Annotated in this window: 25 protein-coding genes and 3 pseudogenes; 15 read left to right on the top strand and 13 right to left on the bottom strand. The window is 56.0% G+C overall.

Features of this window, described 5'->3' with window-relative positions:
• Positions 1-20: 20 nt before the first annotated feature.
• The 8 genes from IEI95_RS10895 to IEI95_RS10860 all read left to right on the top strand — a co-directional run bounded on the left by IEI95_RS10895 (position 21) and on the right by IEI95_RS10860 (position 7,128).
• Positions 21-701 carry an amino acid ABC transporter permease gene (locus tag IEI95_RS10895; RefSeq protein WP_156532893.1) on the top strand — a complete coding sequence of 227 codons (681 nt, stop codon included), beginning with the start codon at positions 21-23 and terminating at the stop codon, positions 699-701.
• Positions 698-1,459, top strand: a complete 762-nt coding sequence (locus IEI95_RS10890; protein ID WP_070165914.1) for an amino acid ABC transporter ATP-binding protein — start codon at positions 698-700, stop codon at positions 1,457-1,459. Before IEI95_RS10895 ends, IEI95_RS10890 begins: the two co-directional genes overlap by 4 nt.
• A gap of 309 nt (positions 1,460-1,768) precedes the next feature.
• Complete coding sequence (locus IEI95_RS10885; protein ID WP_156537517.1) at positions 1,769-2,599, top strand: MetQ/NlpA family lipoprotein; 831 nt, start codon at positions 1,769-1,771, stop codon at positions 2,597-2,599.
• Between the two features lie 76 nt (positions 2,600-2,675).
• A complete protein-coding gene (locus IEI95_RS10880) occupies positions 2,676-3,743 on the top strand; it encodes a methionine ABC transporter ATP-binding protein (RefSeq protein WP_156532897.1) in 1,068 nt (355 codons plus the stop codon).
• Positions 3,736-4,389: a methionine ABC transporter permease gene (locus IEI95_RS10875; RefSeq protein ID WP_194416411.1), complete on the top strand. Its 654-nt coding sequence runs from the start codon at positions 3,736-3,738 to the stop codon at positions 4,387-4,389. The genes IEI95_RS10880 and IEI95_RS10875 overlap by 8 nt, the downstream gene beginning before the upstream one ends.
• A gap of 159 nt (positions 4,390-4,548) precedes the next feature.
• Complete coding sequence (locus IEI95_RS10870) at positions 4,549-5,349, top strand: MetQ/NlpA family ABC transporter substrate-binding protein (protein ID WP_156537514.1); 801 nt, start codon at positions 4,549-4,551, stop codon at positions 5,347-5,349.
• A complete protein-coding gene (locus IEI95_RS10865; protein WP_194416410.1) occupies positions 5,340-6,494 on the top strand; it encodes a methionine ABC transporter ATP-binding protein in 1,155 nt (384 codons plus the stop codon). Before IEI95_RS10870 ends, IEI95_RS10865 begins: the two co-directional genes overlap by 10 nt.
• Positions 6,475-7,128 (top strand): methionine ABC transporter permease, encoded by a 654-nt coding sequence (locus tag IEI95_RS10860; protein ID WP_156537512.1) that lies wholly within the window; start codon positions 6,475-6,477, stop codon positions 7,126-7,128. Before IEI95_RS10865 ends, IEI95_RS10860 begins: the two co-directional genes overlap by 20 nt.
• A gap of 975 nt (positions 7,129-8,103) precedes the next feature.
• On the opposite strand, the pseudogene IEI95_RS10855 reads toward IEI95_RS10860, so the two are convergent.
• A pseudogene (locus IEI95_RS10855) lies at positions 8,104-8,336 on the bottom strand (IS5/IS1182 family transposase); the annotation flags it as partial.
• On the opposite strand from IEI95_RS10855, the pseudogene IEI95_RS29785 reads away from it, so the two are divergent.
• The 7 genes and pseudogenes from IEI95_RS29785 to IEI95_RS10825 form a co-directional block, all read left to right on the top strand.
• Positions 8,322-8,447: pseudogene (locus tag IEI95_RS29785) on the top strand (transposase); the annotation flags it as partial. The pseudogenes IEI95_RS10855 and IEI95_RS29785 sit on opposite strands and share 15 nt — an antisense overlap.
• Positions 8,448-8,692: 245 nt before the next feature.
• Positions 8,693-9,367 carry a GntR family transcriptional regulator gene (locus tag IEI95_RS10850; RefSeq protein WP_156537511.1) on the top strand — a complete coding sequence of 225 codons (675 nt, stop codon included), beginning with the start codon at positions 8,693-8,695 and terminating at the stop codon, positions 9,365-9,367.
• Positions 9,368-9,457: 90 nt separating this feature from the next.
• Positions 9,458-10,309, top strand: a complete 852-nt coding sequence (locus tag IEI95_RS10845; protein ID WP_087730540.1) for a transporter substrate-binding domain-containing protein — start codon at positions 9,458-9,460, stop codon at positions 10,307-10,309.
• 73 nt (positions 10,310-10,382) lie between these two features.
• Positions 10,383-11,096, top strand: a complete 714-nt coding sequence (locus tag IEI95_RS10840; RefSeq protein ID WP_156532907.1) for an ABC transporter permease subunit — start codon at positions 10,383-10,385, stop codon at positions 11,094-11,096.
• The gene (locus tag IEI95_RS10835) at positions 11,093-11,785 is read left to right on the top strand and encodes an ABC transporter permease (RefSeq protein WP_156532909.1); all 693 of its coding nucleotides are present in this window, start codon (positions 11,093-11,095) and stop codon (positions 11,783-11,785) included. Before IEI95_RS10840 ends, IEI95_RS10835 begins: the two co-directional genes overlap by 4 nt.
• A 41-nt stretch (positions 11,786-11,826) precedes the next feature.
• A complete protein-coding gene (gene ggt, locus IEI95_RS10830) occupies positions 11,827-13,422 on the top strand; it encodes a gamma-glutamyltransferase (protein WP_156532911.1) in 1,596 nt (531 codons plus the stop codon).
• 177 nt (positions 13,423-13,599) lie between these two features.
• On the top strand, positions 13,600-14,190 hold the full coding sequence (locus IEI95_RS10825; RefSeq protein ID WP_194416409.1) for a hypothetical protein: 591 nt from the start codon (positions 13,600-13,602) through the stop codon (positions 14,188-14,190).
• Between the two features lie 39 nt (positions 14,191-14,229).
• Here the strand turns inward: IEI95_RS10825 and IEI95_RS10820 are convergent, their stop codons facing one another.
• From IEI95_RS10820 to IEI95_RS10765, 12 genes and pseudogenes are all read right to left on the bottom strand, one after another.
• Positions 14,230-14,613 (bottom strand): BRA0787 family protein, encoded by a 384-nt coding sequence (locus tag IEI95_RS10820; protein WP_015918375.1) that lies wholly within the window; start codon positions 14,611-14,613, stop codon positions 14,230-14,232.
• Between the two features lie 339 nt (positions 14,614-14,952).
• Positions 14,953-15,582: pseudogene (locus IEI95_RS10815) on the bottom strand (IS6 family transposase).
• Between the two features lie 62 nt (positions 15,583-15,644).
• Entirely contained in the window at positions 15,645-16,643 is a 999-nt protein-coding gene (locus IEI95_RS10810) for a GlxA family transcriptional regulator (RefSeq protein ID WP_194416408.1), read from the bottom strand.
• Between the two features lie 53 nt (positions 16,644-16,696).
• Complete coding sequence (locus IEI95_RS10805; protein ID WP_194416407.1) at positions 16,697-17,695, bottom strand: 4-hydroxyproline epimerase; 999 nt, start codon at positions 17,693-17,695, stop codon at positions 16,697-16,699.
• Between the two features lie 19 nt (positions 17,696-17,714).
• Positions 17,715-18,572, bottom strand: coding sequence for an ABC transporter permease (locus IEI95_RS10800; protein ID WP_194416406.1), 858 nt, complete (start codon positions 18,570-18,572; stop codon positions 17,715-17,717).
• Positions 18,569-19,417, bottom strand: coding sequence for an ABC transporter permease (locus tag IEI95_RS10795; RefSeq protein WP_156532920.1), 849 nt, complete (start codon positions 19,415-19,417; stop codon positions 18,569-18,571). Before IEI95_RS10795 ends, IEI95_RS10800 begins: the two co-directional genes overlap by 4 nt.
• An 11-nt stretch (positions 19,418-19,428) precedes the next feature.
• Complete coding sequence (locus IEI95_RS10790; RefSeq protein ID WP_194416405.1) at positions 19,429-20,520, bottom strand: quaternary amine ABC transporter ATP-binding protein; 1,092 nt, start codon at positions 20,518-20,520, stop codon at positions 19,429-19,431.
• Between the two features lie 90 nt (positions 20,521-20,610).
• Positions 20,611-21,462, bottom strand: coding sequence for a glycine betaine ABC transporter substrate-binding protein (locus IEI95_RS10785; protein WP_156537507.1), 852 nt, complete (start codon positions 21,460-21,462; stop codon positions 20,611-20,613).
• 79 nt (positions 21,463-21,541) lie between these two features.
• Positions 21,542-22,888: an NAD(P)/FAD-dependent oxidoreductase gene (locus IEI95_RS10780; protein ID WP_156537506.1), complete on the bottom strand. Its 1,347-nt coding sequence runs from the start codon at positions 22,886-22,888 to the stop codon at positions 21,542-21,544.
• On the bottom strand, positions 22,885-24,402 hold the full coding sequence (locus IEI95_RS10775) for an aldehyde dehydrogenase (RefSeq protein ID WP_156537505.1): 1,518 nt from the start codon (positions 24,400-24,402) through the stop codon (positions 22,885-22,887). The genes IEI95_RS10780 and IEI95_RS10775 overlap by 4 nt, the downstream gene beginning before the upstream one ends.
• Positions 24,395-25,306 carry a dihydrodipicolinate synthase family protein gene (locus IEI95_RS10770; protein WP_015918384.1) on the bottom strand — a complete coding sequence of 304 codons (912 nt, stop codon included), beginning with the start codon at positions 25,304-25,306 and terminating at the stop codon, positions 24,395-24,397. Before IEI95_RS10770 ends, IEI95_RS10775 begins: the two co-directional genes overlap by 8 nt.
• Entirely contained in the window at positions 25,303-26,013 is a 711-nt protein-coding gene (locus tag IEI95_RS10765) for a GntR family transcriptional regulator (RefSeq protein ID WP_156537504.1), read from the bottom strand. The genes IEI95_RS10770 and IEI95_RS10765 overlap by 4 nt, the downstream gene beginning before the upstream one ends.
• Positions 26,014-26,396: the final 383 nt, after the last annotated feature.

Below are 26,396 nucleotides of genomic sequence, written 5' to 3'. Positions count from 1 at the left end.
CTCTTTTGAGGAAGATGTCTTTGCCGCACTGGCTTCAATTGATGGTGGATTCGCTTGTCCCTCTTCTGTGGGCAGGGTTGGTGTTTACCATTCCGCTAACGATACTTTCCTTCACGTTCGGCTTGACACTTGGGCTTGTTACGGCCATCGGCCGGCTGTTCGGAGCGAAACCGGTGGCGGCGATTGCCCGCTTTTATGTTTGGGTCATTCGTGGCACCCCTCTACTTGTCCAGCTTTTTGTAATTTTCTACGGCTTGCCAAGCATTGGTATTTTGCTGGATGCCTTTCCAGCGGCGCTGATCGGCTTCACGCTGAACATAGGGGCCTATAGTTCTGAAATCATTCGCGCTGTCATCTCCTCCGTGCCGAAGGGACAATGGGAAGCGGCCTATTCGATTGGTATGAGCTGGCATCAAGCCATGCTGCGCACGATCCTGCCGCAAGCGGCTCGTGTCGCCGTGCCGCCGCTGTCCAACACGTTCATCTCTCTGGTGAAAGATACGTCGCTCGCTGCCGCCATTACCGTGCCAGAACTGTTTCAGGCGGCTCAACGCATTGTCGCCACCACCTATGAACCACTGATCCTCTATATCGAAGCAGCATTGATCTATCTTGCCCTGTGCTCTGTGCTCTCGACAGTGCAGGTGCGGTTGGAGCGTCGCTTTGCCCGCTATGGCGGTATGATGGAGTCCAACGCATGATCGAGCTCTCCAATATCGAAAAGCGTTTCGGTGAGGCTGTTATCCTGAATGATATCAACCTGCGCATCCCGGAAGGAAATGTTACGGCGCTAGTCGGACCGTCCGGAGGTGGCAAAAGCACGTTGCTGCGCTGCATCAATTTGCTGGAAATCCCGACAATCGGCACCGTTAAAATCGGCGAAGCAAGTCTGACATTTGCACCCGGACAAAAAAACGGTTGGCAATCCATTCAGAAAATTCGCCGCCAGACCGGAATGGTTTTTCAAAATTTTCAATTGTTTCCGCATCAAACAGCCATCGAAAATGTGATGGAAGGCTTGGTCACCGTGCTGAAATGGCCAAAGGAAAAAGCGCGTCAGCGCGCCATTGAGCTGCTGAACAAGGTGGGCATGGCCCACAAAGCGGATGTCTGGCCATCCACTTTGTCTGGTGGCCAGCAGCAACGCATTGCCATTGCCAGAGCCTTAGCACCGTCGCCGCGTGTTTTATTGTGTGACGAGCCAACATCGGCACTGGATCCGGAACTTGCGGCAGAGGTTGTGGATGTGTTGAGCCGATTGGCCGGGGAGGGGACCACCATGGTCATTGCCACGCATGATCTCCGGCTTGCCTCAAAGATCGCCAACGATGTTGTTTTCCTTGAAGCAGGTCGCGTCGTTGAAACCGGCAGTGCGAAAAATATCTTCACGGTCCCGCAACAGGACCGCACAAAGCGTTTCATCTCCACGATCAATGCCGCACATAGCTACGACATCTAGAGCATCGTGCCGATTCGTATTTTCTGTCCGATGCTTTCCGTATTTCAGGGGCGCCTGTTGATTTATGAGGCTCGGTCTACGGTTGACGCGCTCAAGACGTTGAGGTGTATGCGAATTGCCTCCCTTTCATTGCCGAATTCAATTAATCCACAAAAACAATAGATTATTGTTCTTGAGGAATGAAATTGTGCAAAAGCCTATTTCTTTTGCAGTGCAAAAAATGGTTTTATCGCCTTAGCGTCCTGAAGATCACTCTGTCATTGTTGGTTGTATCGGAGCGATGACTTCTTCCATCAAGGGACGACAACAATGACAAAAATATTCGGAAACACACCATCTCTGTCGCGCAGAGCGGGTCTGGCAGCTTTGATGGCGCTGGCAGTGGCCGCTGGCACCGGTGCATTGCAGGCTCACGCCGAGGATAAGGTGATCAAGGTCGGCATCGTCAGCGGCGAAGATGAAGATGTCTGGCGCGCAGTGGCGCAGGAAGCCGCCAAGAAGGGCCTGACAATCAAGACCGTGGTGTTTAACGATTACACCCAGCCGAATGAGGCCCTCGAGCGCGGTGAAATCGATGCCAATGCTTTCCAGCACAAGCCTTATCTGGACAACCAGATCAAACAGCACGGCTACCACATCACGCCGGTTGGCTATACGGGCGTCTGGCCCATCGGTCTCTACACCAAGAAATACAAGGCGGTTGCGGACCTTCCCAAGGGCGCGCAGATCGGCGTCCCCAACGACCCCTCCAACGAAGGCCGTGCGCTGCGCGTGCTGCAAAATGAAGGCTTGATCAAGTTGAAGGATGGCACAGGCATTTTGGCAACCATTGCCGATATCACTGAAAATCCGAAATCCATCAAGATCAAGGAATTGGATGCTGGCATTGTTGGCCGCGCCATTGATGACCTTGATGCCGCCGTCGTCAATACCGACTGGGCGCTGAAGGCAGGTCTTTCACCCGCCGACCGCATTGCGCAGGAGCCAACGGCTGACAACCCGTACCGCAACTTCATTGCCGTCAAACAGGGCAAGGAAAATGAGGCGTGGGTCAAGACGCTGGTGGCCTCTTACCAGAACGATACGGTCAAGGCCGTGTTTGACAAGGTCTACAAAGGCACCGGCATCGTTGCCTATTGATCATTGAAAGGCGTTTTAGTGGTGAGGCGGCGAGGCTTTTGGCTCCGCCGCCTTCGCCCGTTTGGAGTGATAGTGTATGAACAGTCAGCCATTGTTTGCGCAAGCAACACCCGTTCCTGATCCCGACAGAGTTGTTGAACTCACCGATGTCCATCGTCGCTTTGGCGGCACCATTGCGTTGGACGGCATTTCGCTCGATGTCCGCAAAGGCGAAATTCTCGGCATTATCGGGCGAAGCGGTGCCGGTAAATCCACCTTGATCCGCTGCCTGAATGGGTTGGAACAGGCTGATCGCGGCGAAATCCGCATTGAGGGCCGTAACATTGTTGGCCTTGCGGAGCAGGCATTGCAGCCCTTGCGCCAACGTATTGGCATGGTGTTTCAGCATTTTAATCTGCTTTCCGCCAAAACCGTAGAAGTCAATGTGGCACTGCCACTGAAAATCGAAGGCGTGGCAAAGGCGGAACGCCTGGCCCGCGCGCGCGATCTGCTGGAACTGGTGGGCTTGAGCGATAAGGCCAAGGCCTATCCCGCTTCCCTCTCCGGTGGGCAAAAACAGCGGGTTGGCATTGCCCGCGCCCTTGCCGCACGGCCTGCCCTGCTGCTGTCGGACGAGGCGACCTCGGCGCTTGATCCGGAAACAACCCGCTCGATTCTGGCCTTGTTGAAGGATATCAACAAAAAGCTTGGCCTGACGATTGTGCTGATCACCCATGAGATGGATGTGGTGCGCTCGATTGCCGACCGGGTTGCCGTGATCGATGCCGGAAGGATTGTCGAGCAAGGCGATGTCTGGTCGGTTTTTGCCAATCCGCAAGCCGAGATCACCAAGAGCTTGCTTTCGGGCAATCGGCCGCAACTGCCCGGCCATCTGGCCGTAAGGCTCCGCTCGGAACCGGGGGAAACTGTTGTTTTAAGCATCGATCTCGCTGGAGATTATGCCCAAGGCAGGCTGTTTGCCGATCTCGCCGACAGTTTTGAGAATGGTGTCCGGCTGGTGCAAGGGGGTGTTGAGCATATTCAAACCCAGGTGGTTGCTCGGTTGTTTCTGACAGTTCCCGCCAGCGATCTGGCCCTGCTGCAAAAGCTTCAGGCCCAGTTGAAATCCCATCATGCCCGTGTGGAGGTCCTTGGCTATGTCTGATGTGATGATTGACCTTCTCCTCAGTGCTCTCTGGGAAACGGTGCTGATGACCGTTGCTTCTGGCCTGATTTCGCTGGTGGCTGGCCTGCCGCTTGGTCTGGCGCTGGTGGTGACGGCAAAGGGTGGCATTGCCGAACATCTATGGATCAACCGCGTGCTTGGAGCCGTGGTCAATGCCTTTCGCTCCATTCCGTTTATTATTCTGCTGGTGGCGCTCATCCCGTTGACCCGGTTGATAGTTGGCACAGCGCTTGGTACCTGGGCGGCGATTGTACCGCTGGCCATTGCGGCCACGCCCTATTATGCGCGCATTGCCGAAGTGTCGTTGCGGGAGGTGGATCGCGGGTTGATCGAAGCGGTGCGCGCCATGGGTGGCAATCGCTGGACCATCATCCGCGAAGTTCTGGTCCCTGAAGCGCTTCCCGGTATTATTTCCGGCTTTACCGTCACACTTGTCACCCTCATCGGCGCATCCGCCATGGCGGGCGCGATTGGTGCCGGTGGGCTTGGCGATCTGGCCATTCGGTATGGCTATCAGCGGTTCGAAACAACGGTGATGATTGCCGTGGTTATTGTGCTGATCATCCTTGTCTGCGGTATCCAATGGCTGGGTGATCGATTGGTTGTACAACTGGACAGACGATAAAAATCACGATGCCGCAAGAGGGTTTGCACACGGCGTGCCGGTTGCTTTCCGCTTGCGGCAGAAAGATTTTCTCCTTTGTTCCCGCAGATGAGTACGAGACGCCTCCTAAAAACAACTAAATCTATTAGATTTATGTCCTAATAGAAATTAGGGGGTGTCATGACATTCAAAGTTAAAACGCTGCTTGCAGCCGCACTGATTGCACTGTCTGCCAATGCGTATGCCGAAACCATCAAGGTGGGGGTTGTTCCCGGCGTCTATGCCGATTCCATCGAGGCGCTGGTGCCAGAAGCAAAAACCGCCGGGCTGGATGTGCAGGTGGTGGAGTTCAGTGATTGGACCACCCCGAACATTGCCCTTCAGGCGGGCGATATTGATGTCAATTATTTCCAACACAAGCCATTTCTGGACAATGCGGTGGCGCAGCGCGGCTATGATATTGTGCCTGCGGGCATTGGTACCCTTGCCAATATCGGCATCTACTCTCTGAAATACAAGGATTTTGCCAGCGTGCCGGATGGCGCAACCGTTGCCATTGCCAATGACCCGGTCAATCAGGGCCGTGGTCTGTTGCTGTTGCAAAAAGGCGGGCTGATCAAGCTGAAAGATGGTGTCGGGTTCAAGGGTTCGCTCGACGATATCGTCGACAACCCAAAACACGTCACGTTCACGGAAGTGGAAGGTCCTCAACTGGCCCGCATTACTCGCGATGTCGATCTGGCCCTTGGCTATCCTCACTTTATTGTCGCCGCCAAGGCGTTTGATCCCAGCTCCGGTCTGATCTATTCCGGCGTGGATGACAAGCAGTTCGCCATCGTCTTTGCCGCACGAAAGGACAAGGCCGATAGTCCAGCCTTGAAGAAATTGGTGGACATCTATCAGCACTCCGATGCCGTGAAAGCTGCAATCGATAAGGCGTTCGGCAATGATCGCAAGCTTTACACGCTGGCATGGCAGTAGTGACCACCGTGCTGCTTGATCAGCTTGATGCGAGCAAGGCGGGGTTGAATGGCTCCGCCACCGCCGCAACCCGGGCTTCCGCTGCACCTCAGAAAAGTCTAGCGCTGCAGGGCACTGGCTCGGTCGTGTTCGAGAACCTTTCCAAGATTTACACCTCATCGGCCGGGCCTGTTCATGCCTTGAAAGATATTTCTGTTAACGTGCCTGCGGGCAGTATTTTTGGCATTATCGGCCGCAGCGGTGCCGGCAAATCCAGCTTGTTGCGCACCATCAATCGGTTGGAGCGGCCAACGGGCGGTCGCGTGCTGGTGGATGGTGACGATATTGCCGGTTTCAATGATGATCAGTTGGTGGGCCTTCGCCGCCGCGTTGGTATGATCTTTCAGCATTTCAATCTGCTGTCCGCCAAGACGGTGTGGGGCAATGTCGCACTCCCGCTTCTGGTGGCGGGGGTGGAGCGTCATGATATCAACCAGCGTGTGGCGGATGTGCTGAAACTGGTGGGTCTTGAAGGCAAGGGAGCCACCTATCCGTCCCGACTATCCGGTGGACAAAAGCAGCGTGTTGGCATCGCCCGCGCCCTTGTCAGCAGGCCGGAGATTCTGCTGTGCGATGAAGCAACATCGGCGCTCGACCCGGAAACCACCCTTTCGATCCTCAGGCTTTTGCAAGACATCAACCAGCGCCTCAAGCTTACCATCGTCTTGATCACCCATGAAATGAGCGTGATCCGCGAAATCTGCGATCAGGTGCTGGTGCTGGAACAGGGTGGGACAGCCGAACAGGGTCCCGTCTGGCAGATTTTTGGCAAGCCCAGCCACGAAGCCACCAAGGCCTTGCTGGAGCCGCTTCAACGCGGTCTGCCAGCCGATCTCGCATCGCGTCTTGAGGTTGGTGGTGATGGTCGGGCCGTGGTTGAATTATCCTATACCGGTGAGGGCGGCCTGGAGCCTGATCTCAGTGCCATCAGTGCCGCATTTGGTCCGGGCAGCCGTCTTGTTCAAAGCAATCTGGATCGCATTCAGGGCCATGTACAGGGTCAGGTGTTGATCATCGCCGCCAATCCACCGGATGTTTCGTCCCCATTGATTCAGGCTCTGGCGCATTCTGCAAGGATATTGGGCTATGTCACAAATGATGTATGAACGCTTGGGCCGCGCCTTTTTGGACACCATCACCATGGTGGGGATCTCGGCGCTGTTTGCACTTGTCGTTGGCATTCCGCTTGCGGTTTTCCTTGTGCTGTCCTCGCCCGGTGGGTTGATTGAGGCACCCCGCGCCAACCGGATACTGGGTGCGCTCATCAACGGCTTTCGCGCCACACCTTTCATCGTCCTGATGGTGGCATTATTGCCTTTTACTCGGCTGGTCACGGGCACCACCATCGGCGTATGGGCCGCCATCGTGCCACTGTCGATCAGTGCCACTCCCTTTTTTGCCCGCATTGCCGAAGTCAGTTTGCGCGAGGTGGATCATGGATTGATTGAAGCCGCGCAGGCCATCGGGTGTCGCCGCTGGCATATTATTCGTCATGTGCTGTTGCCCGAATCCTTGCCCGGTCTGGTAGGCGGTTTTACCATCACTATTGTAACGATGATCGGGGCTTCAGCCATGGCAGGAGCCGTGGGTGCAGGCGGGCTTGGCGATATGGCCATCCGCTATGGATATCAACGGTTTGATACCACAGTGATGATTGCAGTGATCATCGTTTTAATTGCCACGGTCTGCCTTGTCCAGTTTACTGGAGACCTCATCGTCCGTCGCTTGCAGGCGCAGTAACGTCGGCTCAAAGCGAGAGTATTATTATATAAACAGATGGTGTGTTCCATCGAACAGTCTTCGCGATTGACAAATGATTCACAAGTCGGACTTCATCCTTAACCATCGGGCTCACATGCGACGTGAACCGCGAATTCCGGGCGTTCGATGATCCTGCCGTTTCACGTATAGGTGCATTGTACAATTTTTGTTTGCGTACCGCCTATATTCTAGGCATAAATCCCATAGCTGATGCACGCGATGGCCTTCTACCAGTGCTATCGCATCAGTTGTTCCCCTCTGGAGGTTTTAACCTTCACACTTCAAGGGCCTCGGTTTTCCGATGGCCCTATTTTTTTGACGCCTTAGAATGACGGCGGTCTGGACCATAAATCCTAGTCCTTTGTCAGGCTCTCTCGCATACGGGGCCGCCCCTTGAAAAGCCAGCACACAGAAGATATTTGTTGGTCATAGTCGAGAGCGCTGATCCGTCGGTGCGTTGAACGATTGTTTCACTCGGCTTACCGAATTCTAGCGGTCTGCATGCGGTCCGCTTTTTCGTTTCACGGGATTTCGCTGCATCTCTTATATCTCGACGCGTCGGATCACTCGCATGATCCAAGCTCGGACTTCTTTGTTTTTGCCTGATTTAGCATCTTCGAGCGCCAAACCCACTGGCTGGAAGCCCATATAGACCCAGTCGAAGCACGCTTCAGCTCAACCAATCCTCGATATATCGAGTTTCATCTAAACCCGATGCGGTTGGGCAATGCGACCTGGAAAGCTGTGCCTCCTAACGTCTCTTGATCCTACAGCGATCAGGGTACGTCTCCTCGGAATCAGGTTTTACAGCAGTTTAAAACGCGAAACCTGAATGCTCGCGGCGCGGACTTTGGCACCAGGGACTTGGCGCGCTTTGCTGTCCTTGACCACCAAAATTGCGTCAGAGCCAATATTAGACGCCGATATGGGGCAACTTTCCGCGCCGATTGACATTCGTTTACCATAGCCGGTCGATGCCTGCCATTTCAGCCGGCCATGTACCTGCATGATGCTACGTGGTCGTCTCTCTGGCAGGATGCTTGGATGTTGGGCCGTTTAACTGCCTTCGAGCACGGTGGAATAACGCCCCTTGCGCCTGGGCTGTGACGGAAAACTGCGTCGTAGGTTGGATAGCCATCATAAGCTCCATCAGCAGTGAACTGGTCGATCTCATCGTCGATCCGATCGCCAACCTCTTTAACGTTCCCCGGCACGACATTCCATCTGTCCACCATCGTGACCTACAAGCAATGGCCATGCAGATGTGGAGCGAGGTCGCTCATCTCAAGGTAGCCTGATGCCGTGCCTCCCTGCCATCCTTTGACCACAGGCTAATAAGTTTACGGTGCCATTGCCAGTCCTCAATCCAAAGAGAGCTCATCGGTACGCGACCGCCGACATCCTCAACTCAATCAAAACTATTAATTTAGTTCGGAAATCAACACCGTGCCGAGCTCCTGTTTCCAGGGCAGCAATCAAAAGCCCTTGACGGGAGGAAACGGCAATGATTGGATAATTGGATACAAAAATCCAGTGAGCCAAAATGCCCGTCGTTCAATCCTCCATCGCAATGCAGGCCTCAACAGCTGAGGAAGAGGCCTATCTGCATATGCAACAGGCGTTGCGCCTTGGTCGCTATAAGCCGGGTGACCGCCTGATCGCCGAGGAGATTGCTGCGGAAATCGGTATGAGCCGCATGCCGGTGCGGGAAGCATTTCGGCGACTTGCCTCCGATGGGCTGGTGACACTTCGCCCCAATCGCGGCTGTGTGGTGGCGGGTCTGACACTCGCTGAACTTCAAGAGGCATTCGAAATTCGCTCTGTTTTGGAAGGTCTTGCCGTGCGCATCGCAATGCCGCGCATGAATGTCGAGACCTTCGAAGAGCTTGAGCGCTTGTTGACCCGGATGGAGCGCGCAGGCGGAAGCGGAAGCAGCGACTGGGTTTTGCGGCATCAGGAGTTCCACGCTTTTATCTATGGGCTAAGTGGCCGCCCGAAGCTCATCCGGCAGATCACGGCGCTGCATGTGGTGATAGAACCCTATATGCGGATCTGGTTCGACTATGTTGATAAGCCACTATCGGCCCGTCAGGAACACGATACGCTGATTGAGGCCCTGAGATCAGGTGATGCCCGCCGAGCAGAGGCCGTAATGCAGGAACATATCGTCGAAACAGCATCATTGCTGGCCGACTACGCAAGTCCCGCTCGGCGCTGAACGCTGATCGGTCACTATGTCCGAAGCCGGAGGCAACATCCGGCAAGGATGGGGAACCGCCGTAAAAACGGCTCAAAAAGAGGAAAAGTCATGACGTTTCGTCGCATGGCCGCGTTGGCGGTCGCCTTCACGACACTGATATCTGGCTCAGTCACCATGGCGCAAGACGCGCCGACCGAGATCAAGATTGCAACCGAAGGAGCCTATGCTCCTTGGAACTTTACGACCTCCGACGGCAAGCTCGATGGCCTTGAAATCGAACTCGCCAATGACCTCTGCGCACGCATGAAGGTCAAATGCACCATCGTTGCTCAGGATTGGGACGGTCTTATTCCGTCGCTGACGGTTGGCAAGTTCGATGTCATCATGGCGAGCATGTTCATCACGCCAAAGCGTCTTGAGACGATCGATTTTACCCAGCCTTATGCGGTGGATCCTTCGGGTTTTGCTGTTGCCAAGGATAGCGCGCTTGGCAAGCTCGGCATCTCGACAGAAAAATTCAAACTTGAGGATGAGGCACCCTCGAAAGCGGCGATCGACAAGTTGAAATCCCTCCTGAAGGGCAAAGTTGTTGGCGTTCAGGCCGCAACGACAAATCTCGATTTTCTGCGTAAGTATTTTGCCGATACCGTAGAAATCCGCGAGTACAAAACCACAGAGCAGCATGACCTCGACTTGGCAGCTGGTCGCATTGATGCGATCTTCGCCCAGCAGACGGCACTGGCCGCGACACTCGCAAAGCCAGAATTCGCAGACTATACCATTGCAGGCCCGGGCTTCGTGGGCGGCGTCTTCGGCCTTGGAACCGGTGCGGGATTGCGCAAGCAGGACACCAAGCTCAAGGAGATGCTGAACACCGCAATCTCCTCGGCTATTGCCGACGGGACCATCAAACGTCTCTCCGAAAAATGGGTGAAAACCGACGTGACACCGGTCAAGTAACAGAGGTGCGGACCGCATGCGGCCAGGGCCTTGGTTGCACTGGCCGCGTGAACTGCGAGAGGGTTTCGCCCATATGCTTGAAAAACTGCATCTGCTCGGGTTCGCGGAAGGTGGCTGGGGTCCGGCACTGATTGGTGCTGCCGCTCTGACTTTGTTGCTGTCCGTTCTGGGCTTTATGCTCGGCGCTTGTTTTGGCAGTCTGGCGGCAGCCGGTCGCTTATCATCGGCCCGTATCCCTCGCGTGATTGCCTCTGCCTACGCCACCGTCTTTCGCGGCGTGCCCGACCTGCTGACCATCTATCTGTTTTATTATGGTGGTAGCGTTGCCCTGACGACAGTTGCGCGTTTTTTCGGAGCCGACACATTTGTGGGGCTGCCCGTGCTGGCAACGGGCGTTGTGGCAATCGGCATGATTTCGGGTGCCTATCAGGCTGAGGTCTACCGTGGCGCTTATCTTGCCGTCGAGCGGGGGCAATTTGATGCAGCCAAGGCGCTCGACCTCTCCCGCAGCCAGATGCTTTTGTTGGTTATTGTACCGCAGTTGCTGCGGCACGCAATTCCTGGTCTTAGCAATGTCTGGCAGCTCGTCTTGAAGGATTCCGCTCTGATTTCGGTGGTTGGTCTTGTGGAATTGATGCGCCAGTCGCAGATCGGTGCTGGCTCAACCCGCGAGCCCTTCCTTTTTTATCTGGCCGCCGCATGCCTCTATTTTGTGATGGCGGGCGTAACGGGCCGTTTCTTCCGCAGTGCTGAAGTGAGAACCTCGCGGGGGATCCTGCACTCATGATCGATTTTGGGTTTTTCTTTGAGATCATTCCAAAACTGCTGTCGGGTCTACCTCTGACTTTGAAGCTCTCAGGCACCTCGATCGTCTGCGGCTTTGTTCTTGCCCTCGTGCTGGCCCTTGTGCAACAGGGTGAACGGCGCTGGGTTGTCTGGCCAGTTCGTACCTTCGTTGCGGTTTTTCGGGGCACGCCTCTGCTCGTCCAGATCTTTTTGATTTACTATGGCCTTGGACAGTTCCGCCCTTCGTTGCAGGCGGCCGGCCTTTGGTGGCTGTTCCGTGAGCCCTATTGGTGCGCGATATTGGCGCTCACCCTTAACACCGCAGCCTATGGCAGCGAAATTCTGCGCGGTGCGATCCGCAATGTGCCCCGAGGGCTGATTGAGGCCGCCTCCGCGCTCGGGATGTCGCGGCTTGCCAACCTGCGCTTCATCATCCTGCCGCTGGCTCTGCGCCAGGCCATCCCGGCCTATGGCAACGAGATCATTCTGATGGTCAAGGGCACTTCGCTGGCATCAATTATCACCTTGATGGAGGTGACGGGCATAGCGCAGGGGCTGATTTCCCAGAGCTATCGCGCCATTGAGGTCTTCATGGCCGCAGGGGCGATCTATCTGCTGCTCAATTTCATCATCGTGCAGGCGCTCACCACGCTCGAAGTCAGACTGACACTGTATCGAACCCGCAGCTGACGCGCTTTATTCGAATTTTCAGACGAGGAGACTTAAAAGACATGCGCAATTTCGAAAAGCCAACGCGCTCAGTGGCGGTATCGACGGAAGCCATGGCGGCTACCTCTCACCCTTATGCAACGCTCACCGCTATCAATATCCTGCAAGCAGGCGGTAATGCCATGGACGCTGCCATTGCTGCTTGCGCTGTGCAATGCGTTGTGGAGCCGGGTTCCACCGGCATCGGTGGCGATTGTTTCGCGCTCTACGCGCCAAAGGGTGGTGATCAGGTCATTGCCTATAACGGTTCGGGCCGCACGCCCGCTGCCCTGACGGTGGACTGGTTTGAAGAGCGAGGGCTCGCCGAAGTGCCTCGCCAATCGCCGTCTGCCGTTACCATACCCGGCGCTATCGACGCATGGACACGGCTGCACGCCGACCATGGCCGCCTTCCGTTTGAGCAGATTCTCCAGCCTGCGATCCGCTATGCCGAGAACGGTTACGCCATCACACCAAGGGTGTATCGGGATTGGGCACGGGAAGAGAAGCTGCTCAACGATGACCCGGCTGCTTCGGAGATCTTTCTTCCCAACGGCCGTGCGCCGCAAATCGGCGAAGTCCACCATCAACCTCGATTGGCGGCAACCCTGCGCCGGATCGCCGCTGAAGGCCGAGATGGCTTTTACAAGGGGGCGGTTGCGGAAGACATGGTTGATCGGCTTCGCGCCCTCGGCGGCCTTCATACCCTTGAGGATTTTGCTGAGGCCAAGGGAGAGTATGTGGTGCCGGTCACCACGACATTCCGCGACCATACAATCCATGAATGCCCCCCAAACGGGCAGGGCATTATCGCTCTTCTCATTCTCAATATTCTCTCGCGGTTCGACACCCAGGACGATCCAAGTTCAGCAGACCGCCTGCATCTGGAGATCGAGGCCACGCGCCTTGCCTATGCCGCCCGCGACGCTTGGCTCGCTGATCCGGAGAAGGCCAGCGTTCCCGTTGAAGACCTGCTCTCCGAGGAATTCGCCACACACCTCGCCAGCATGATCGATCTCACCCGCGCGCTGACAAATCTGCCGGACTTCGAGATGCCTCTCCATCGCGACACGGTCTATATTTCGGTGATCGACTCTGAGCGCAACGCTGTCAGTTTCATCAACTCTATCTTTGACTGCTTCGGCTCAGGCATTGTTGCCCCGCAATCTGGTGTCGTCCTGCACAATCGCGGTCAGAGCTTCTCCCTGAAGCGTGACCATCCGAACATGATCGCACCGGGAAAGCGTCCGCTGCACACGATCATTCCGGGCATGGTGACACGGGCAGGCCGTACGGAAATATCCTTTGGGGTCATGGGCGGCTATTATCAGGCCATGGGCCATGCCCATCTGATTTCCAAGGTTATCGACTATGGCATGGACCTTCAGGACGCCATCGATTTGCCGCGCCTCATTCCCGTCGGTGGCAAGGTGCCGCGTGTCGAGGCCGAGCATACAGTACCTAGAGAGACCATTGCCCTGTTGAGACGTCGCGGCTTCGAGATCGTGCCAGCGGAAGATCCGATCGGTGGCGCTCAGATTATCAGGATTGATTGGGAAAATGGTACGCTGACAGGTGCCTCCGAATCCCGCAAGGACGGAATTGCTCTCGGCTATTGAAGATCACAGTCTCTGACCGGAACAGGTAAAACAGTGTAACACCGCCCTTGGCTGCCTTCCTATGTCACAAGGACATCAGCCAGGAAGCGGCCGGCCTGAGCAGCACCGTTGGCGGAAATCGTGTGAGGCACGCCAGGGAGTGTGAGCGTTTCGACCTTGAGACCGAGGGACTGAAGAATGGCTGCAGTCTTGCTGCTTTCCGTTGCCGGGATCACCGGGTCAGCACATCCCGTGTATCAACAGGATGTGCGCTTCCAGAGCCGGTTGAAGCGGAAGCGGCGAGGCAAGGCGGCCCGAGAAACCGACCAAAGCAACGCGGTCGAGCTTGTCGGTAAATCCGTTCCCTTCGACGATCGAGGAAATCACCTGATCGAAAGATCGCCTCGCATCCGCAATTCGCGCGCTGCGATTATCTTCGGTGACACCAGCGACGCTGAACCATTGATAACCCGAGCCGAAGCTGGAAGGCGGGGTACATTGGGAGAAACAAAAATGGCACCTAGCGATGTAGCCTTCCAGGAATTGGCAAGCGGTGCAAAGTCGGCGCCGTTGGAGCCAAAGCCAAGAAGCATAATGGCCAGAACATTCGTAGCGATCGAAACCACGCTCATGCTGGGCATGGTATTCGGATTGCGGTTGCGCCAGAGCGAGGGTTCGCCCTGTCTGCTTTCTCCAGACGGCATCTACCTCATGATCATCAAAGCGGCAAACCATCTAAAAATTTTGCGACAAAGCCCAATAAAATTGGTGTCACGGCGTTTAGCTTAGAGCGCGGGATCGCGCCGTTTATACGCGATCCCGCAGATATCATTCAGACGGTATACGTTCGGCCGTCAGCTTCGAAACGGTGACAATCTCAGCAGCGCCATCGGCGAGAAGGCGTTTACGTACTAGGACCCGCATGATGCGAGCGGCGGTAGAGAAACTCATCTGATCAAGCGGCCCTTCGCCTTCCCACGGCTTGGTTAGTCGTTGGGTGATCGCAATTGAAATGTTCATTGGCACTATGTCATTGCATTCGCGCATTGCTTCAAAGACGAGGCTGATAGGGGTGATCCGACCCTCAAAAGTGACGAGCGGTTCTGTCAGTCCTGTGTCCCATTCTTCAAAGGCGTAAAGCGCTTCGCGGAACAGTTGCTGAAGGGTGATCGGCGCATGTCCGTTGTAAAGTGGCGGCAAGGCATTCGTCATGTCTGTCTCCTCTCGTGGATTAAGCCAGTTCCTTCTAATCGGCCGGATATAAGGAAAATGCGAAAGCTTCTGTGTCCCGAACCGAATACACGATGAATTTTATAGTGTAACAGTCGCGTGATAAAGCGATAATTGACGACTGATGCACTGGCGCCCGATTTTGTCAGGTAAGCTATTGATATGGAACATATGTATTCGGTTCCTTCTCCAGGAAAACTGTTCTGCAGCTTCCCACGGGGTGGCATCGCCCTGACATTTTTAGCGGTATTTAACGTCGTGACGGGCATCGTAAACTTAACGGCACTGACTGAGGACCATGGCGCCGGCCTATTTCGTCGATCACGCTCGGGCGATTGTCGTCCATAGGTTTATTGCCGCTGTGCGCAGTACGCGGCGATGGCTAGACGGGATATCGGGGCTCGGGATGTGGAATAGGTTGGCAATGTGGTCATGGATGGAGACGAAACGTTTCAGACGTCGCGGTGATTTGAAGCGCTTCATGATCCGGTCTCGCCGGCGGACTGGTTGGTGAGAATTCTTCGCTCGATTGTTCAACCTTTTGTGGGAACGATGCTCAACACCGGGCATGATCTCCCGCTTTGCCGCGTCGTGAGATCGCAGCTTATCGGTGATCATCACCCGCGGCGCGCGACCCTGGCCCTTCAACAGTTTGCGCATCAGATGCCTGGCCGCCTTGGCATTTCGGCGGCTTTGCACAAGAACCTCCAAGACGAAACCGTCCTGATCCACAGCGCGCCACAGTCAATGCGTCTTGTCACGGATCAAAACATTGGCGAAAGTTCGCCCAAATTTCTCCGCTCACAGCCGGACTGTTTTATGGGAGACAATGATCCCACGAGCCGCCAGCAAGTCCTCAACCATTCGAAGGCTGAGAGGAAACCGGAAATAGAGCCAAACGGTGTGAGCTGTGATTTCAGCGGGAAAGCGATGGTGGCGATACGGGATCACGGTCTGTCGTCACCCGTCATCGCACATTGGATTCCTGTCTTTCGTTAAGTTGAGGATGCCGATCAGAGAGTAGCTCGGATTGCTGTTCTTAAGCCAGTTGGCGATTGGCCGAACGTCTGAGCAAAGACCTTGGCGAAGTGCGACGCATTTCCGAACCCGACCTCAAGCGCAATTTCGACCAAAGGTGCTTTGGACTGGACAAGAAGATGTTTTGCGCGCTCCAATCGCACTCTTCTGTAGATCATTGCCGGAGAATTCTTGGTTTCGTTCATAAAGAGACGTTCAAGTTGTCTTCTGGACAGGCCAACCGCTGCTGCCAGATCCTGGATCGGCAGATTACCCTCGATGTGCTGTTCCATCATAATAAGCGTCGCTCTGATCCTGGGATCGTTGCACTCGATGGACAGCGGTTTGCGTGTTTGAATGGCAAGGGCTGATCGGGCTTTCTCGATGTGAAGAACCTCGAGAGCATTTCTCTCGGCATCCTTGCTGATGTGACGGCGAACGATCAACGCCGCCATGTCAGCGGCGCTACTCCCGCCCACACACGAGCCCCGTGTTCTGTCGAGATTGAAAATACGGTCGGAGCGAACCTGAAGATCGGGGAAACGCTCCCGAAATGCGTTATAATGCAGCCAGCTTACGCATGTGCGATGGCTTTTCATCAAGCCAAGTTCGGCCATGATAAAAGACCCGGTGCAGACCCCAATCAGTTTGACGTTTTTTGTGGCGGCCTTTTTCAAAAATGCAGCCGTTTCCCGGTCGATTGGCTGTTCGTTGTTCAGCAACCCGCCGACGACGACAATAAATTGAAACTGGCTCGGATCTTCTACCAAGTCTGAGGTCGGAGCGACCTGAACGCCACAGCTGGAGGTGATGAGGTGCCGCGTGCTGCCGAGCACATCCCAGTCGGCCAGAACCCGACCCGAACGATCGAATTCATCGCTGGCGAGACGCAGCGTGTCCACGAACAATGCGAAAGCCGAAAGTGTGAATGATCTCGCGAGCACGAAGCCGATTTTCAGGCGGTCGACCGGGGCGTTGGTATCGGAGGGCGTCATTCTAAACTCCAATCGGGGCAGGCATGTATCGCGAGGTGCCTGTAAGCCCTACTTTATTTGATCTGGAAGCCGTGAGCCAGAGGATCTCGATCGTCCACGAAGATGGTGTTGTGACCAATGATCCGGGCCCATCCGCCAACGCTCGGCCTGATCGCTTTGAAGGTGCCGACCATGACCTCTTCCTCGACCCGACCTTCGAAAACAGTGCCGATGATACTTTCCTGACGAAACGCCTCACCCACCTTCAATCGACCCTTGCCGTAAAGCTGTGCCATTCTTGCCGAAGTGCCGGTCCCGCCCGGGGAGCGATCAATGGCCTTGTCGCCGTAGAATACGGCTCCACGACCGTCTGCCGCATCGCTTGTCGGTTTATCGCACCAGAGAGCGTGATGAACACCTCGAATCCGCTCATCGTCCGGATGCTGGGGATCGCAGATATCCGCCAGCGCGTCTCGCAGCTTCACGCTGAGGTCTACGATGTCACTGCCGGACATGCCGTCGAGCCCCGACCACGATGCCTGCGGCTCCACCACGGCATAATAATTGCCGCCATAGGAAATATCGACAATAAGACGCCCGATGCCGGGAATATCAACCTCGACATCTGTTGCGTGGAGATAGCTCGGCACGTTGAACATACGAACGGATTCCACGAATGTGCCGGGCTTTTCATAGTGTATATCCACCCGACCAGCCGGAGTTTCGATGGAAAGCTGTCCCTCGACTCTAGGCGTGATGAGGCCTTCTTCGATACCGGCTGTCACCAAGCCAATCGTACCAGCTCCGCACATCGGCAGGCATCCGCTGACCTCGATGAAAATGACTGCGAAATCGCAGTCGTCGCGGTAGGCCGGATAAATGATCGCGCCGGACATGATGTCATGGCCACGTGGTTCGAACATCAGGGCTTTTCGCACCCAGTCATGGTCCCGGACAAACAGTTCCCGACGCTCAGCGATTGGCAAATGCGGTAGAAGTGGACCGCCTCCGGCAACGAGGCGAACCGGATTGCCACATGTATGGCTGTCGATACAAAAGAAGCTATGCCGCATGATCGTTCCTTATCAAGTGTCAGGTGCTGGCTGCGCCTGGTGTCCGGCCTCGCTGCAATGCGCCGCGTGACAGTCGATCAAGGAAAATCGCCACCGCGACGATCGCCAATCCTGCCCGCAGGCCGAGACCCATTTCCATGCGGGTCAGTCCGCGTGTGACCTCGGCTCCCAAGCCGCCAGCCCCGACAAGACCGGCCAGAACAACGATGGCCAGCGACAGAAGAATGCACTGGTTTAACCCTACGAGCAGCGTGGGCGTTGCCGCAGGAATTTCAATCTTGAACAGGATGGCACGCGGCGAGGCACCGGTCGCCTGTCCAAGCTCCAGCAGGTCCTTGGGCACCTGGTTGAACGCCAGCGTTGTCAGCCGCAGCATCGGCGGTATGCCATAGACGATCGTCGCAATGATTGCCGGGACTCGACCGAGGCTGAAAATCATTACGGCGGGGATCAGGTAGACCCATGGCGGCACGGTCTGCATGATATCGAGCAACGGGCGGATGACCGCCTCGACCCGTCGATGCCGGGACGCCAGAATGCCAAGCGGAAAGGCAATCAGCACGGAGATACAAACCGACACCGTCACCAGAGCCAGAGTCTGCATCGACGCTTCCCATAGACCCGACAGGAAGCAGAATGACAGGGCAAACGCACTTGTCACCGCAACACGAAGAGTGACGAAGACGGCAGCCAGAGCAACGGTGATCAGAATGACGGTATAGAAAGGTAGAAAGAGAAGAACGGTTTCGATACTTCCAAGAACGGCTTCGATGACCTTTGTCACAGTGTCGAAGAAGGGATGGAAATTCGCGTTCAACCAATCGACGACGGGAGCGAGATAGGCACCCGGAGAAAACCAAACTGTTGCTGGAGTCATGATTTTGCTCCCGTGTTACGGCTCGCCGCACTTTGTGTCAGTCGATCAAGCACCATGGTGAGAATGACAATGGCAATCGCGGCGTTGATCGACGTTGCGATATTCAGCGTTCTGACGGCGCTATAGATGGTTTCGCCAAGTCCGCCGGAGCCCACGATACCGGCGATCACCACCATGCCGAAGGCCATCATCAGGCTCTGGTTGATCCCGGCCATGACGCTCGGTATCGCGAATGGCAACCTGATCTTGACGAACATCTGCCAGGGCGTCAGACCGCTGGCCTGTCCCAATTCAATAAAATCATTGGGCGTTCTGCGAATGCCGAGAGATGTCAAGCGGATCGCCGGTGGCATGGCGACAATGACCGTGGCAAGAAGGGCCGTGGCCGGTCCATATCCCATCAGCGCGATGGTTGGCAGGAGGTAGATATAGGGCGGCAGGGTCTGGATGAGATCAAGCACCGGTTCGACAATCGTGTCAAAGGCTTTGACGAAACCCGCCACAATGCCAAGAGGAACGCCGATCACCAGAGCCATGAATGTGGCGGTGATCACGAGCGCCAAGGTGCTCATGGTTTCGGCCCAAAGGCCCATGACCGCGCAGCCCAGCATGGCGACACCGATCAAAAGACCGGCCTTGCTGTTGATCAACCGCCATCCGAGAAGGGCTGCAATCAAGGCAACCACATAGAATGGCGGGAGCTGAAACAGCCAGAGAACGCCGCCATAGGTGCCTTCCAGCACCGCTCTGATGGAATCAAACAGCCATGAGGCATGATCGCTGATCCAGTTGAGCGTGTCGTCAATGTGTTCATCGAAGCTATCTGTAATAACGGAGGTGTCCATGACATTCCCCCCTATGCCGCTGCGGTCGGCTGGGCCGGACTTCCGGCAACACCGCAGAGGAGGCCGCGCGTGGTGACAATGCCGATGACGTTGCCGTCTTCGACAATCGCTACGGCATCGCGTTCAGACTGCATCGTCAAGGCGATCAGCGCACCGATATCCGCCTCCGGCGTGGCGCACAAAAGCGTGTCGATGTCTGAGCCGGGATGATCACACTTATAATCCTCAATCGGGATCATGACAGAATGCGCCTTGACCAGATGAACTCTGGAAATACCGGCGACGAACTCGGCGACATAGTCGTCTGCCGGTTGCGTAACGATCTCTTCCGCATTGCCGACCTGAACGATGACACCGTCCTTCATGATGGCGATGCGGTCGCCGATGCGGATTGCTTCTTCCAGATCATGGGTGATGAACACGGCGGATTTTCCAAGCGACTTGGTGAGTTGCCGGAATTCGTCCTGAAGCTGGCGGCGGATCAACGGGTCGAGCGCGCTGAACGGCTCGTCCATCAGAATGATCTCGGGGTCGGCGGCAATAGCGCGGGCAAGACCGACGCGTTGCTGCATGCCGCCCGACAGCTCGGAAGGATATCGTGCCGTCCAGTCCGACAGGCCGACCTTTTCCAGCGCCGCGCGGGCAGTCTTGTATCGCTCTTCCTTGCCAACACCCCTGACCTCCAGACCAAAGGCGGCATTCTCCAACACGGTCCTGTTCGGCAACAGGGCCACGCTCTGGAAGACCATCCCGATATGGCGCGCGCGGATGTCGCGCAACTGGGCGGCGTTCAAGGCAGAGATATCCTTGCCTTTGACCAGAATCGTGCCAAGGCTCGGTTCGATCAATCTGTTCAGAAGACGGATCAGCGTCGATTTGCCGCTGCCCGACAACCCCATGATACAGAAAATCTCTCCGCGTCGAACCTGAAGGCTGGCATCCGAGACGCCAACGACGCAGTCGTACTCCGTCAGGATCTGTTTCTTGGAGAAGCCCCTTGTCTTGACTGCCTCGACGGCCGCGTTCGCCCGAGCTCCGAATATCTTCCAGACGGATTGGCAGTCGATGAGGACTTCACTGGCATCATGCATTGACGTGGTCATCGCGTTCCCCGCGCGCCGGTATTGACCGGCATTCTCTCTTGTGGACGTCAGGACCGGGCCGCCGCCATTGCGCAGCCCGGCCTTCTCATTTTATTCAGACTTGATGTTTTCCCAGCGCTTCAGGAGATCGGCATGGCTGTCCGTCCAGCTCTTGATGGCCTCATCCATGGTCTTGCCGTCGCTAACTGCGCTGTTGATTGCGGCGATGTCGGCAAGCGGCACATACACGCTGGCAATCACTTCACGCGCATGTGGGTTCTGAGCCGAGAAGCCCTTCTGCCCGATCCAGTAGTAGCTCTGGGCCGGAGGGAACACACCCTTGGGGTCCTTGAGGAACTTGACGTCGTATTTCTGTGCCATCCATGATGGTTCCCAGATCGTCACGGCAATCCATTCCTTGCGGTCGGATGCAGACTTGAGAGCGGCCGTCATCGCGGCGGTACTGCCTTCAACGAGCTGAAGCTTGAGACCGTAGTCCTTGACGGCGTTGGCCGCATCCTTCATCAGGCCCGAGCCAGGCTCGATGCCGATGATCTTGCCGCCGAACTTGTCGGCATTTTCGTTCAGCTGATCGACGGAGTCGATGGGGACGTATTTCGGAACAGCGATCGCCTGATACAGGCCGTGCGAGACCGGCGAGATTTTTTCCAGGCGCTTCTTGTTCTTGTTCCAGTAATCCTGCGCGACATAATCGGTCTGCGAGGCCAAAATCTGGACATCGCCCTTGCTCAATGCGGCATAAGCAATGCCCCATTCGGAGAAGGGTACGACTTTCACGGTGTAGCCGGAATCTTCGAGCACCTTCTTGGTGATGCCGGTGATCGGGGTGAGGTCTTCCCAAGACATCGTGCCAATGGTGACGGTTTTTTCTTCCGCATGTGCCGACAGGGCGGTCATTCCGACCATCGCCGCTGCGCAAAGTGCCTTCCACAGAGTCTTCATTTTTCGCTCCTAGTTTTACGTTCCCATTATCGTTGAAGCCTCGCGCTTAAGCGCGGTCTCCCCATTGCGCGGCGACGTTTTATCCCTCGCGGCCTGCACGCAATTCCTGCCATTTGATCACGGTGTTGGCGCCGAGCCATGTGAAAGGCTCCGGTGGAAGCCTGCTCGGCTGTGCGTGATCGTTGAATTCTTCAAGATGTGTCGAGGTGTTTCCGGTGGCGAGTTCCGCTGTCAGCATGCCAGCCAGCGTGCTTTTCACCGTGCCAAGACCGTTTTCGCAGCAAGCCGAATACAGCCCTTCTTCGATCTCGCCGAAGGCCGGCACATGGTTGCGGGTGAGGCAGATGCGGCCTGCCCAGCAGTGTTCGAACGGCAGGTCCTTCAATGCCGGGAAACGCCTGTCCAGCGATACCCGATGTTCTAGAGCCATTTTTCGCAGACGCTGATCCGTCAGCTTCAGGCTGAAATCGTAGGTCCACTTGGTCCGCAAAGCGATGCGCGACTGGCCGTTCGATGTGATTTTCCGAACCGTTGCTCCCATCGGATCGGCAGGCAGCAGAGCCCATCGATCATGCCCGCTTGCCTTGCGCCCGAAATCCTCTGCCGGGAACGGAGCCGTCATTGAGGCATATCCGAAGAAGTGCATGAGGCGACCGTTGAAATGACCGAAATCATTGATATGGCCGTTGACGCCCAGAATGACCCTGGGTGCAGAGACACGGCCCCGTGGTGAGGACGCCGTCCATTGGCCGTTTTCCCGCATCAGGGACGTGACAGGCGAGCGCTCGAAGATATCGACCTGCTGCCAAAGCCCGGCTGCGAAGTTTCTGATATAGTCGGCGGGCTGAATGAGCACGGCCCCCGGCGTGTAGATGCCACCGAGGTAGAAATCGGTTCCGGTGATCTCCCGCATTTGTGCCGCATCGAGGAAACTGTGCTTCTCGCCCGCATTCAGCAGGGATTTGCCAAAATCCTCATTTAGCTTTATGCCGCGCTCGGTTGCCGCCGCGTTGATCTTGCCGGACGGATCGAACGTCTCGCGTGACATTCCGTATTCCGCCGCAGCTTGCGTTGCGAAGGCAATCGCCGTGCGGTTCTGCGCCATTTCGATGCGGGTATCGTCGGTACTGCCGCTTGAATATTCGCCAGACGACAGGTCGTGCGGAACATCGATCATGAAACCGGAATTTCGTCCCGAGCCGCCTTTTCCCACTTCGCTTGCGTCGAGAATGACAATCTTGTCGTCTGGTCGAAGCTGCAGCAGACGACGGGCAGCGGAAAGACCCGCAAAGCCCGCACCGACAATCAGCCAATCCGCAGTCACGTTGCCTTCGAGGCTACGGAGGGGAAACGAACGCGTGCTGATCGCCTCCCAGCCGGAGACACCATTTTCAACGGGCAAACGTTTGACTGATATTTTGTTCATCGGATTGTCTCATCCACGGAACGCTCGGAAATATCGATCCAGATTGTCTTCAGTTCGCAATAATTGTCATGCGCGAAGATCGACTTGTCGCGACCACCGAAGCCCGATTCCTTGTAGCCACCAAACGGTGTGGAAGCGTCGCCTTCGCCAAAGCAATTGACGGTGACGAGCCCGGCACGAATGTCACGGGACAACCGGATCGCCTGGCGCAGGCTGCCGGTATAGACCGATGCGGTAAGGCCGTAATTGGTGTCATTGGCCAGCGCGACGGCTTCGGCCACTGTGTCAAAGGCGGTCACGGACAGGATTGGTCCGAAAATCTCCTCCTTGAACAGGCGGCTTGAGGGAGTGACTCCATCGACAACAGTCGGCTCGATATAGATGCCACCATGCGTCGCCCCGCCATAGACAACAGAGAGCTTCTCTTTTTTGGCATCATCGAGAAACGATTTCACTTTTTCAAAGTGGGTTTTGCTGACGAGCGCCCCGATGCGGTTTTCCGGATCGAGCGGATTGCCGGTCTTCCATTCGCGCAGATAGGCACCGATCCGCTCCAGCAATTCGTCCTTGATCGTTCTGTCGACAATCAGGCGCGAGGTCGCAGAGCAATTCTCACCCATGTTCCAGAACGCACCGTTGACGACCTGCTCGGCCACCAGATCGAGGTCTTCGGCATCGGCGAGAACGACGGCTGGGTTCTTGCCGCCGCATTCGAGAACCACCTTCTTCAGGTTGGAATCTGCCGCATAGCGCAGGAAGCGACGCCCGGTCGCCGTCGATCCGGTGAAGGCCACCATGTCGACATCCATGTGCAGACCGATCGGCTCGCCCGCTTCCTTGCCGCCGCCGGTGACGACGTTGAAGACGCCAGCCGAAATCCCTGCTTCAATCGCGAGTTCGGCAACCCGCAGCGCGGTGAGCGAGGTTTCCTGTGCTGGCTTGACAATGACGGAGCACCCCGAAGCCAGCGCCGGACCGATCTTCCAGGCCAGCATCAGCAGAGGAAAATTCCAGGGGAGAACGCAGCCGACCACGCCGATCGGTTCGCGTACCACCATTGCCAGCGCGTTTGGCCCGACCGGATTGGTATTGTCGTATAGCTTGTCGATGACTTCGGCATGGAAGCGGATGGTGTGGATCGTATCGGCCACATCGACTGTCTGGCATTCGCGCACCGGTTTTCCGCTGTCGAGACTTTCCATGACAGCCAGCTCGTGGCGGTTTTCCTCGATCAGCTTGGCTAGTTTCAACAGGGCGGCCTTCCGGTCGCCGGGAGCCTGATGCCGCCAGCGGCCATCGTCAAACGCCTGCCTTGCCTTGGCAACCGCATCATCGACGTCGCTCACATCACAGGCGGCAATCTCCGCCAAGGTCTCGCCAGTTGCGGGATTGATCGAAGTGAAGGTCTTGCCGGACTTTGCCGGACGAAACGCACCGTCAATGAAAGCGTTGGTCGGCAATTGAAGACTGGCAGCGATGGCCTTGTATTCGGCCACGGTCAAAGGTTCATGCATTGTTGGCTCCCGAGGTGATCTGGGCAACCGTGCGCTTCACAGTCGTGACGACGGTCTCAAGGGTTCTTTTTTCTTCGGCGTTCAGCGGCCGTAGCGGTGCGCGTACCGAGCCGGTCTTCAGGCCGATCAGTTCACAGCCATATTTGATCGACTGAACGAATTTGCCGCATTCGAGAAAATCCATCAGCGGCAGCATCGCGGTCATGATCGCGCGGCCCTTGTCGAAATTCTTCTCGAGAACGCAGGCTTCATAAAGCGCAACATGTTCACGCGGCAGGAAGTTCGAGCCAGCGCAGACCCAGCTTTTTGCTCCCCAGGCGAAGAATTCGAGCGCCTGGTCGTCCCAGCCGCAGGACAGGCCGATATGCGGAAACTTCCGGGCCAGAAGATGAAGGTTGGCCATGTCGCCAGAGCTTTCCTTGATCGCCACGACATTTTTGGATTTGCCAACCCGGGAAAAATATTCATCTCCCATCACCACACCCATACGGGCTGGATAGTTGTAGAGCATGATCGGCAGGTTGGCGGCGCGATCTACCGTCAGCGCATGAACAGCGTTCTCGCGCTCCGTTGGCAGCGCATAGGGCGGAGACGACACCAGGATGGCGTCAGCACCAATGTCTTTGGCAGCTATGGCGTAGGCCACGGAATCTTCCGTTCTGGTTGCGCCAGTGCCGATGATAAGTGGAATTCTGGTTCCGATCACGTCTTTTGCATGGGCCGCAAGATCAAGGCGTTCTTGGGCGCTTTGGGCGTAATATTCACCCGTTGAACCGCCGACAATTATACCATGAACCTTCGCTTCGATGAGCGATTCAAGGACGGCGGCAAAGCCTTCACGATCAATCTGCCCATCTGGCCCAAGCGGTGTCACCGCCGGGGTATAGATACCTTCGAATTTCATGATGATTTCTCCATCGATTGCATTGGCGTATCGACCAATGCGTCCGCCTTAAGCGCTTGGGGAGCGATGAACATTTCCATGTTCTCGCGTGACAATTCCCAGTGTTCAAACACGAGATCAACGACGGCATCTTCGTCACGCGCGCTGATCGCGGCGATAATGCCGTCGTGGTGTCCGACTGATTTTTGTAGCCGCTCATGCATGTCTGCGTTGCGCGGCCTAAAGAATGTATGGCCGATACGGCCGTGATCGATCAGCAGCCTGCCTAGGCTTGGCTGAAGATATTCATTGCCTGACATCTCACCAATGATCGCGTGAAACCGGTTGTTCGAAAGCGTCATGGCAAGAGCGTCTTGCGCGATGCTCGCCTCACGAAAACGCTCCTGAGTGACCTGAAGGTCGGAAAGCTGTCCGGACTTGAAGTTCTGGACTGCCAAACGCCCGACGGCTGCATAGATCATCGGTGCGACAAGGAAGAAGTGACGCAGCGTCGAATGGTTCATCGGGATGACCCGCGCCCCCTTGTTGGCACGGATATCGACATAGCCTTCCCCTTCCAGACGCCGGAAAATTTCCCTGACGGGTGTCCGCGAGAGGCCGTATTTTTCACTCAGCGATACTTCGTCCAGATCCTCGTCCGGATCGAGTTCCATCGTCAGAATTTGGCGCTTGAGATCATCATAGAGCTCGCCTTTGCCACCCTTCATTCCAGTTCCCCGTCATCAACTTGTCCGCCCAAGGGGCGCCGTTGGTTTATGACAACAAAATTTGCATGACGTCCGGGCTAAGTCAACGGTATTGTATTTTATAAGTACACAATTGTTTCAAACAAAAGAATACAAACCAGAAGCTGTCATGAGTGACGGGGATAATTTGCTGAGATGCCATCAATGCGAAAGCCATGCGAAGCAACCGTTTCAGCGCGAACGATGTCTTTGTATCCGCACCCTAAACATTGCCAATCAGAACCATGGAGGCTATGCCATTGCCTGCACCGCGATCTGTCCGTGCGTTGGCGTGTCGGCACGGGCAGGCGGACGCTGATTGATCTCCCGAATGGTCGCAAAGCGATTGAATTGCAATGGCCTTC

The sequence above is a fragment of the Agrobacterium vitis genome (assembly GCF_014926405.1).
In the GTDB taxonomy this organism is placed as follows: Bacteria; Pseudomonadota; Alphaproteobacteria; order Rhizobiales; family Rhizobiaceae; genus Allorhizobium; species Allorhizobium vitis_H.
The sequence above is the reverse complement of the archived record's forward strand: the minus strand, read 5'-3'. Positions and strand labels throughout refer to the sequence as shown.